Annotated in this window: 9 protein-coding genes; 3 read left to right on the plus strand and 6 right to left on the minus strand. The window is 68.3% G+C overall.

Features of this window, described 5'->3' with window-relative positions; all coding sequences use genetic code 11:
- The first annotated feature begins 19 nt into the window (after window positions 1–19).
- On the plus strand, window positions 20–640 hold the full coding sequence (locus N7367_RS07575) for a thymidine kinase (RefSeq protein ID WP_053516051.1): 621 nt from the start codon (window positions 20–22) through the stop codon (window positions 638–640).
- A gap of 221 nt (window positions 641–861) precedes the next feature.
- On the opposite strand, the gene N7367_RS07580 is transcribed toward N7367_RS07575, so the two are convergent.
- The 4 genes from N7367_RS07580 to N7367_RS07595 all read right to left on the minus strand — a co-directional run bounded on the left by N7367_RS07580 (window position 862) and on the right by N7367_RS07595 (window position 4,932).
- Window positions 862–2,466, minus strand: coding sequence for a glucan biosynthesis protein D (locus N7367_RS07580; RefSeq protein ID WP_053516049.1), 1,605 nt, complete (start codon window positions 2,464–2,466; stop codon window positions 862–864).
- A gap of 105 nt (window positions 2,467–2,571) precedes the next feature.
- Entirely contained in the window at window positions 2,572–3,384 is an 813-nt protein-coding gene (mutM, locus tag N7367_RS07585) for a bifunctional DNA-formamidopyrimidine glycosylase/DNA-(apurinic or apyrimidinic site) lyase (RefSeq protein ID WP_065174093.1), read from the minus strand.
- A 19-nt stretch (window positions 3,385–3,403) separates the two neighbouring features.
- Window positions 3,404–3,733: an EF-hand domain-containing protein gene (locus tag N7367_RS07590; protein ID WP_065182118.1), complete on the minus strand. Its 330-nt coding sequence runs from the start codon at window positions 3,731–3,733 to the stop codon at window positions 3,404–3,406.
- On the minus strand, window positions 3,730–4,932 hold the full coding sequence (locus tag N7367_RS07595) for a fatty acid desaturase (protein WP_053516042.1): 1,203 nt from the start codon (window positions 4,930–4,932) through the stop codon (window positions 3,730–3,732). The genes N7367_RS07590 and N7367_RS07595 overlap by 4 nt, the downstream gene beginning before the upstream one ends.
- 130 nt (window positions 4,933–5,062) lie before the next feature.
- Between N7367_RS07595 and N7367_RS07600 the strand changes: the two genes are divergently transcribed.
- On the plus strand, window positions 5,063–5,905 hold the full coding sequence (locus N7367_RS07600; protein ID WP_315973559.1) for an ATP-binding cassette domain-containing protein: 843 nt from the start codon (window positions 5,063–5,065) through the stop codon (window positions 5,903–5,905).
- A gap of 88 nt (window positions 5,906–5,993) precedes the next feature.
- On the opposite strand, the gene N7367_RS07605 is transcribed toward N7367_RS07600, so the two are convergent.
- Both N7367_RS07605 and N7367_RS07610 read right to left on the minus strand, forming a co-directional pair.
- Complete coding sequence (locus N7367_RS07605) at window positions 5,994–7,199, minus strand: DUF4785 domain-containing protein (RefSeq protein WP_279942084.1); 1,206 nt, start codon at window positions 7,197–7,199, stop codon at window positions 5,994–5,996.
- 11 nt (window positions 7,200–7,210) lie between these two features.
- Entirely contained in the window at window positions 7,211–8,089 is an 879-nt protein-coding gene (locus N7367_RS07610; protein ID WP_065182116.1) for a hypothetical protein, read from the minus strand.
- Window positions 8,090–8,348: 259 nt separating this feature from the next.
- On the opposite strand from N7367_RS07610, the gene N7367_RS07615 reads away from it, so the two are divergent.
- Window positions 8,349–9,166 (plus strand): phosphatase PAP2 family protein (locus tag N7367_RS07615; RefSeq protein ID WP_279942085.1); only part of this gene is annotated, 818 nt, incomplete at its 3' end.

The raw sequence follows: 9,166 nt of genomic DNA on the forward strand, positions 1-9,166 counted from the left end.
GGATGCGTACAATTGGCCGATGGCCAAGCTCTACTTCTACTACTCGGCGATGAACGCCGGCAAGACCACCACCCTGCTGCAGAGCGCGCACAATTACCGCGAGCGCGGCATGCGGGTGGCGATCCTGACCCCGCGCCTGGATGATCGCGCGGGCGCAGGCGTGGTGGCCTCGCGCATCGGGCTGCGCGCCGAAGGCATGGCGTTCGACCGCGACACCGACCTGCAGCGCTGGGCCGAACAGGACCTGGCATCGAACGGGCCGATGGGCTGCCTGCTGGTGGACGAAGCACAGTTCCTGACCCGCGCGCAGGTCTGGCAGCTCAGCGAAGTGGTCGACCAACTGCGCATCCCGGTGCTGTGCTACGGGTTGCGCACCGATTTCCGCGGTGAACTGTTCGAAGGCAGCCAGTACCTGCTGGCATGGGCCGACGAGATGCAGGAGATCAAGACCATCTGCCACAGCGGCAAGAAGGCGATCATGACCGTCCGCGTGGATGAGCATGGGCATGCCGTGCAGGACGGCCCGCAGGTGGAGATCGGCGGCAACGACCGCTATGTGTCGGTGAGCCGGGCCGAGTTCAAGAAGATCACCCGCGGTGAAGGCCGCATCGAGCCGATGCAGGCACCCTTGCCGCTGTAGGCGGTGTTTGGCAGGGCTGCGCTCACCTGCGGAAGCTTCAAGCAACGTCAACGTCGAGTGAAACTGTGGGGTCAGATCCGTTTTCCTTCGGGAAAACGGATCTGACCCCATCGGCATGTCCAACTCATCCCGGGAAATTGCCTATCCACAGGGAGCCAGCTTCTGATGTTGCTCCGGCGTCTGCGGATGGGGGGCTGCAAGCCCTGCAAACCGACACCCACTCAGTACAGCGTCCGCTCCGGTGCACCGGCCGGCGGCGGGGTGTACTGGTACAGCCAGGTTTCGGTCAGCGGCTTGCCACCGCTGCGCAGGTACAGGCGGATGTCGATCTGTTCGGTGCTGCCCTCCGGCGGCACCAGGTCGAACATCGCGCGGTAACCGTCGATCTCGCGCAGCGGACGCGCCGATACGATCTCGACACGGCCCCGGCTGGTTTCCACCACTGCCTCGACCTCGGCCTTGTCGATCAGCTTTGCCAGTTCGCCGCCTTCGAAGTCCACGGCGAAGCGCCACGAGAAGTACTCGCGTTTCTTGCCGACCACACCACCCAGCCCCGTGCGGCTGGCCACGCAATGCGCCAGCGGTGGCCGTGCCGGCGGCTCGGCGCCCCAGTACAGGCGGTAGCCGACCAGCAGCTCCTGTCCCGGCTGCGGCTTCTCCTTCGGATTCCAGAAGGCGACGATGTTGTCGAAGGTCTCATCGACCGTGGGGATCTCCACCAGCTGCACCGAGCCCTCGCCCCATTCGCCCTTCGGCTCGATCCACAGGCAGGGGCGCTTCTCATAGAAGACGCCGTCGTCCTGGTAGTGATCGAAGTTGCGGTCGCGCTGCAGAAGGCCGAAGCCACGCGGATTGCGGTCGACGAACATGTTGAAGCGCAGGTTGCGCGGATTGCACAGCGGCCGCCAGATCCACTCACCGGCCCCGGTCCACATCGACAGGCCATCGGTATCGTGGATCTCCGGGCGCCAGTCCCAGTCCATGCGGCGGTCGTTCTCACCCACCTGGTACATGCTGGTGCACGGCGCGATGCCCAGGCGCTCGATCGCCTTGCGTGGGTAGAGCGCACTGTCGATGTCCATCAGCAGCACATCGCCGTTGGTGATGGCGAAGCGGTAGGCGCCGGCTACGCTGGGCGAGTCCAGCAACGCATAGACGATGATGGTGTCCGAATCGGCGGCAGGCTGTTCGAGGTAATAGGCGATGAAGTCGGGAAACTCCTCCGGCCTGCCCATGCCGGTATCGATCGCCAGGCCGCGCGCGGACTGCCCGTACTGGCCTTCCTTGCCGACCGCGCGGAAATAGCTGGCGCCAAGGAACGCCGCGAAATCGCGGTCGGTATCCTTGCGGGTGTTCAGGCGGAACCCGGCGAAGCCCAGGTCCGCCGGCAGTTCGCCGTTGCGGATCCCGCTCTTGCCGTAGTTGAACGCTGCACCGTCATACGCCAGTTCCTGCGCCTGGCCGTCGACCACGTCGAACATGCGCACCGGCGAATGGAAGTACAGGCCCAGGTGGAAGAACTTGGCCTGGAACTTGCCCGGTTGATCGGCCCACAGCGCGTGGTCCTGGCGATAGCTGATGGACTGGTACTGGTCCCAGTCCAGCGCTTCAAGCCGGCCCGGCAGCACCCGCTTGTGGCTCTGGTAGGGGGCCTGTGCCAGTGCGCGTGCCTGCCCCTTCAGGGTGGCGAAGCTGAACGGCTGCGGCTGGCCGAGGCGGCGCAGGCCGACCTGGCCGTTCCTGCTGGCGGCGCAGGCGGGCAGGGACGGCAGGCCGAAGGCTGCCAGGGCCAGGGAGGCGTTGCGGATGAAGTCGCGTCGTTGCATGCAGGCGCGTCAGGCACAGGGAAGGGTCGGCCATCATAGGCAGACAAACGTTAACGGGCAGCGGAGAGCGCAACCTCCCATTCAGCTGCCGCTGGCTGGACCGCCTCAGCGCTGGCAGTGGCTGCACCACACGCTGGCACGCTGGCCGATCATGGCGTGCTTGAGCAGGCGTCCGCAGGTCGGACAGGGCAGCCCGTCGCGGCCATAGACCAGCAGTTCCTGCTCGAAGTAGCCCGGTGCGCCATCGGGGCTGATGAAATCACGCAGTGTGGTGCCACCGCGGGTGATCGCGTAGCCCAGCGTTTCCTTCACCGCGGTGGCCAGCCGCTGGTAGCGCTCGCGTGAGACCTTGCCGGCCTCGCGCAGCGGGCTGATGCCGGCCTTGAACAGGCTCTCGGCAGCATAGATGTTACCGACGCCCACGACCACCGCCTGGTCCATGAGGAAGGTCTTGACCGGGGCGCTGCGGCCGCGGCTGCGGGCGAACAGGTAATCGCCATGGAAGGCCTCGTCCAGCGGTTCAGGCCCCAGCCCCTGCAGCAGCGGATGGACCTGCCCGGCCGGTTGCCAGAGCAGGCTGCCGAAGCGGCGCGGATCGTTGAAGCGCAGCAGGCGCCCGTTGTCCAGGCTGATATCCACGTGGTCATGTGGCCGCAGTGGGGTATCTCCGGGCAGTACACGCAGGCTGCCGGACATGCCCAGATGCAGTACGGCACTACCGATGGCCGTGTCCAGCAGCAGGTACTTCGCGCGCCGGCGGATGCCTTCGATGCGCTGTCCCGGCAGCAGCTGCGCAATCTCCGGCGGAATCGGCCAGCGCAGGTCGGCGCGGCGCAGGATCACGCCGTGGACGCGGCGGTCCTGCAGATGCGGGGCCAGGCCGCGGCGGGTGGTTTCGACTTCGGGCAGTTCAGGCATGGCCCGATTCTACGCCCGCTCAACGCGGGGGCGCGGACAGCTCACGGGCGTCGAGAAACCCGTCACCGTTGGCATCCTGCTTGTGGAAGCGCTGCACGATGACCTGCCGCTGCTGCTCGCGGGTGATCGCTCTGCCCTTGCCACCGGGCAGTTCATCGGCAGTCAGCACGCCATCGCCATTGCGGTCCATGCGGTCGAAGGCATACAGCATCCACTGCACGTACTCGGTCTCGCTGACCCGGCCGTCGCCGTCGCTGTCCATCTTCTGCAGGTAGCTGCGGGTGTCGCTGACCTGGGCCGGGGCGGCGGCCGGCAGCAGCGCGGCCAGCAGCAGCGCCCCTGCCCTCATGCGCCCACCAGCGTGTAGCCCTTCAGCCGTTCGGCATAGGCCTGCAGCGCGGCGATTCCGCTCCCCTCGGCCTCGCGGCACCACGCCTGCAGGTGTCGCAGGCGCTCGGCGGCATCGTGCCCGCGCGCCTCCAGCAGCGCAGCCAGCCGCGCGCGGTATTCGACCAGCACACGGATGCGCGGGCGTTGCGCCACCCATTCGCTGAGCTGGGCACGGTTGTCCGGCTTCAGCCAACGCCCATCGTTGACCAGGCCGCGGCGCAGCCGCCGCGGCAGCAGCCGGCGCAGCTTGGCGCCGGCCTGGGCGGCTTCCTCGCGCAGGGCCGGCATGAAGACGTTGCGCTGGTAATCGGTCATCGCCTGGAAGCGATGCGACAGCAGTGCCTTCAGGGTCTCGGCGTCGGGCACGGCGATGTTCGGGCGCACATCCATCGCCGGTGCGACGCGCAGCACCCTGGCCAGGCGCAGGGCCTGCAGCAGGCGGATCGCGCACCAGCCGATGTCGACTTCCCAGCGCCGCATGGCAAAGCGTGCCGAACTGGGGAAGGCATGGTGGTTGTTGTGCAGTTCCTCGCCACCGATCCAGACGCCCCACGGTGTCAGGTTGGTGGAGGTGTCGGCCGATTCGTAGTTGCGGTAACCCCACCAGTGCCCCAGGCCATTGACCACGCCGGCCGCCCAGAACGGAATCCACGCCATCTGGATCGCCCACAGTGCTACGCCCGGCAGGCCGAACAGTACGCTGTTGATGGCCAGCAGCAGCACCGGGCCGAGGGTCGCATGCGGGGTATACAGGTGGCGCTCGATGGCATCGTCGGGCGTGCCGCGTCCGTACTGCTCGATATCCGCGCGCATGCCGCGTGCTTCCCGATACAGCTCCACTCCCCGCCAGAACACCGTGCCGATGCCGCGCGTGACCGGGCTGTGCGGGTCGTCCTCGGTCTCCACCTTGGCGTGGTGCTTGCGATGGATGGCCACCCACTCGCGGGTGATCATCGATGTGGTCAGCCACAGCCAGAAGCGGAACACGTGGGCCAGTGCCGGATGGAAATCGACGCCGCGATGGGCCTGGCTGCGATGCAGGTAGAGCGTCACCGAGAAGATGGTGATCTGGGTGAAGACCAGCAGCACCGCCAGCATGGCCCACCCTCCCAGGCCGAGCACGCCACCGGTCAACAGGGATATCAGGGCATCGGACATGGAGGCTCTCCGGATCGCACGGGGATGGCAGACATCATGGCCGCTTGCGTTGCAAACTGCACCTCTGACCGCGGTGCGCCAGCACCGCTTCCGTGGCACCGTTCACAGTTGGGGACCTGAGTTGTCGAGCCTGGATCCGCGCGCCCGCGCCGTTGTCGCCGTCCCGTCCGCCGGGGAGCGGCCGCCGTTGATCGAACTGGACCGCGCCAGCGTGATGCGCGGCCAGGTGAAGGTCCTGCACGGGCTGAGCCTGCGCATCGCGCAGGGCCAGCACACCGCCCTGCTCGGCCCGAATGGCTGCGGCAAATCGACCTTCATCAAGCTGATCACCCGCGAGCTCTACCCGCTGGCGCAGGGCGACGGCGCGGTCGCGGTGAAGGTGCTGGGCCAGAACCGCTGGCAGGTGGACCGGCTGCGCTCGCAGCTGGGCATCGTCACCGGTGATCTCAGCAGCACGCTGTCCGAGATGCCGGGGCTGACCGTCGAGCAGGCCGTGCTGTCCGGTTTCTTCGCCAGCTGCGTGGTGCCGGCTTTCCGTGAGGTGACCGCCGAGATGCGTGCCCGCGCCGGCGAGACACTGGCGATGACCGGTGCGCTGGCCCTGCGCGAGCGCGCCTATGCAGAGCTCTCTGCCGGCGAGACGCGCCGGGTGCTGATCGCGCGCGCGCTGGTGAACCGGCCGCAGGCGCTGCTGCTGGACGAACCCTCCACCGGCCTGGATCTGGTCGCCCGCCAGCAGCTGATCGCGACCATGCGGGCACTGGCGCAGCAGGGCATCACCCTGGTGCTGGTGACCCATCACATTGAAGAGGTCATTCCCGAGATCGAGCGGGTGGTGCTGCTGCGCGACGGCCGCGTGCTGGCCGACGGCAGTCGGGCCACGCTGCTGTGTGACGAGCCTCTGTCGGCGGTGTTCGGCGGGCCGATCCGGGTGGTTGAACAGGATGGCCGGCTGACGGCGTACGCGGGGTGAGCAGTACGCCTGCGCAGTGCCGGCGTCGACCAGGCGCTGCAGGCGGCGCAGGGTAGCGGGCCGGCATTCCGGCCCGCCACGTCATGCCTCAGAACCGTAACGCCACTGCGCGTGACTCGATCGGTGCCATCCGGCTCTGGTCATGCAACTGCAGCTCGCGCAGTTCGAAGGGGGCACCGAAGCCGGCCGGCAGCGCTGCCTGGTCGAACGGCAGCACCAGTTGGCCGCGACCGGGACCGTCGAACCATGCGGCGGCGTGCGCCTGCGCGACCGGACGCAGTTGGCCATCCGGGCCCGTGGCGTGCAGGGTGCCGCGCGCTTCGTAGCGCCCGGCGGCGGCGACCTGCAACGGCAGCGCCACGCGCCGGCTGGCCTGGTCCGGTGTGGCCTGCCCGACGAAGCGGGCGGTCGGCCGGGCTACGGCGAAGGCGACCTTGCCGTCGCGCAGTACGCCATCGGCCTGGGCGAACACCTGCAGTTCCCACAGGCCCTGCGTGTTGCTGGCCTCGGCGGGAATCCGTACCTGCGCGTGCAGGCTGCCGTCGGTCGTACGCAGCAACCGCTGCGGCCAGCTGCGGCCATCGGGTGCGACCAGCAAGGCTTCGCCGCCCAGTCCCCCGCGACGCGCCTGCAGCTGGGCGGGACTGGCTCCGTCTTCAAGCAGGCGTGCCCGCAGCTGTACGCTGCCGCCGGCCAGGACCTGCGCCTGGCTGGCCTGCACCTCCAGCCGCAACGGGCTGTTGGGTTCAAGCACCTGTACGACGTAGCGGCCCTGCGCCTGCGCGCTCTGCAGGCGGTAATTTCCCGCAGCACTGCCCGTGCCGGTGCGCAGCATGCTGCTGCCTTCGCCCACGGGCATGCCGGCGTCCTGCAGCTGGCGCGCGTCGACGGCGCGGGCGACGCTGCTGCGGCCGGCCGGATCCCGGACCTGCAGTGACTGCGCCGGAACCGCGCGCGCACCGGCTGCCGGGCTCAGCTGGATCACCGCATCGGGGGCGGTCAGCGGCAGCTCCAGGCCACGTTGCAGCTGCGCGCCATCGACCTGCTGCCAGTAGCTGCGGCTGACCGAGGCGTAGGGCGTGGAGGCCTGCAGGGCCTGCGCCGGGTCCAGTGCCCAGGCAAACGCCAGGGGCGCGTGTTCGCTGTCGTCAGGCGGCAGCGGTGCGGCCACCAGCGTGGCCACCACCTGGTCGCCGGGGAGGGCGCGCAGTGGCTGCGCAGCGTGCACCGTGGCGGAGGCCGTGGCCAGGGCTGCCAGCACGGCGGTGGTCAGCGGAAGGGAATTCATCGTCATCGTCGTCGTCCTCACTGGGCCAGGTCGTTGCGCAGGATGGCGCCCAGGCCGAAGCACTCGCGGCGGCTCTGGTTGTGGCTCAACGGCTCGGCGCCCTGGGTACGCGCCGTGTCGGTGAACCAGGTGCTGCCCGCTGCCTTCTGGCTGCTGCACTCCAGGAAACCGTCCGAGCACGAGGACAGCCAGTTCTGGGTGAACTCCAGGCCGACGTTGGCCGCGTAGCCGCCGCAGTAGCTGTTGCTGTCCCACACGGCCGATTCGACATCGCTGCCGACCACCGCGCGGAATGGCTTGGGCAGTGCCGGCCGACCGGCCGTGCCGTACAGGTTCTGCGCGTTGTAGGTGGCCATGCTGGCGACCTGCTGCATACGCACGGCATCGTTCTTGTAACCGAGCAGCCAGCCCAGGGAGGTTTCGAAGGTGTTGCCGTTGAGCACGGCATCGGCCAGCGGCGTACCCGCCGATGAGGGTGCCAGCGCGTTGACCTTGCGCACCGTGCGGATGATGTTCGGGTAGCGGCTGTCGTAGGTCGGGTTGGAGAGGATCCAGCGCATCACGTTGCCGCCGTTGGAATGGGTGATGACCACCAGCTGGGTGATGCCGCGGCTGTTGATGAAGCCGGTGAGCTGGTCGGCCAGGCAGCCGGCGGCTTCCGGCTTCCACATGTACTGCGTGAAATCGCAGTTGATGACCACATAGTTGCTGCTGTTCGGCAGCCCCTGGCGGACGGTGTCGATGATCGCCGGTTGCCAGTAGTCCTGGGTGGCGTTGGTCTGCGCGCCGGTGCCGTGCACGAAGGCCACGCCGACCACATCGGCGGCGGTGGCCGGCGTGACGGCCATGGTGGCGAGCAGGACCAGGACGGTACTTCCTGTTGCGGTGCTGCGCATCGCTTCTCTCCCTCTGTCAGCGGATCCCCCCGACCCGGCTGGAATGGAATGGCACGCATGCCATCGTTGCGCCGATGCTCGATGCCCCGGCGCGTGAAAGTCCGTGCGCTGCGCCCGGATTCGGGAGAATGGCGGAGCGCGATGACGCTTTTGCCCCGTTTTGATGACCATGCCGGGTCTGGCCGTATGACCGACGGCCACTGCGACGCCGGCTGCGGGCTGCGATCATGGCGTGGTGTTTCCTCTGCTGAGCCTGACCATGTCTGTGATCTTCCGCCCTGCTCGTCCCCTGCTTGGCCTGGCCATCGTGCTGGCGCTGGCCGGCTGTGCCGCGTCTGCTGCCCGGCCGACCGCCGTCGAAGCCAACGTCACCACCAAGGCCGTGGGCTATCTGGACGCGCGCGCCGTACCGGCCAGCCTGGCCCTGGTTCCGGCGCCACCCGCCGCGGGCTCGGCGGGCTTCGCCCTGGATGAACAGGTCAGCCGCGAAGCGCGTGCACTGCGCGGCAGCCCACGCTTCGCCCAGGCCACACTGGATGCCGAACTGGGCTTTCCGGAAGGTGCCAACCAGTTTTCCTGCGCGGTCGACATCGATGTGGACGCGGTGAAGACGCCCGCGCTGTACCGCCTGCTAGAGCGCAGCCGGATCGACGCCAGCGCTGCCACAAAGGTCGCCAAGAACCACTACCAGCGCCCGCGCCCGTTCATGGTCAATGGCGAGCCGACCTGCACGCCGGATGATGAAGCGGGCCTGCGCAGCAACGGGTCCTATCCGTCCGGCCACACCTCGATCGGCTGGGCATGGGCCCTGATCCTGTCGGAGATCGCGCCGGATCGTACCGATGCCATCCAGGCCCGTGGCCGCAACTATGGCGAGAGCCGCCTGGTGTGCAACGTGCACTGGCAGAGCGACATCCTCGAAGGCCGTTTCATGGGGGCTGCCGCCGTTGCCCGGCTGCATGACAATGCCGCGTTCCAGCGCGACCTGCTGGCGGCACGCAGCGAGATCGCCGCCGCGCGCAAGGCCGGCCTGCACTCCAGCCGCAACTGCACCGCCGAAGAGGCGGTGTTGAAGGT

The organism is Stenotrophomonas sp. GD04145 (assembly GCF_029835135.1).
Classification (GTDB): Bacteria; Pseudomonadota; Gammaproteobacteria; order Xanthomonadales; family Xanthomonadaceae; genus Stenotrophomonas; species Stenotrophomonas maltophilia_P.

Bases quoted from the DNA above. Each gene is read 5' to 3' on its own strand.
- mutM (WP_065174093.1), bottom strand. From the start codon at position 3,384: ATGCCTGAACTGCCCGAAGTCGAAACCACCCGCCGCGGCCTGGCCCCG.
- N7367_RS07580 (WP_053516049.1), bottom strand. From the start codon at position 2,466: ATGCAACGACGCGACTTCATCCGCAACGCCTCCCTGGCCCTGGCAGCC.
- N7367_RS07605 (WP_279942084.1), bottom strand. From the start codon at position 7,199: ATGACGATGAATTCCCTTCCGCTGACCACCGCCGTGCTGGCAGCCCTG.
- N7367_RS07610 (WP_065182116.1), bottom strand. From the start codon at position 8,089: ATGCGCAGCACCGCAACAGGAAGTACCGTCCTGGTCCTGCTCGCCACC.
- N7367_RS07590 (WP_065182118.1), bottom strand. From the start codon at position 3,733: ATGAGGGCAGGGGCGCTGCTGCTGGCCGCGCTGCTGCCGGCCGCCGCC.
- N7367_RS07595 (WP_053516042.1), bottom strand. From the start codon at position 4,932: ATGTCCGATGCCCTGATATCCCTGTTGACCGGTGGCGTGCTCGGCCTG.
- N7367_RS07575 (WP_053516051.1), top strand. From the start codon at position 20: ATGGCCAAGCTCTACTTCTACTACTCGGCGATGAACGCCGGCAAGACC.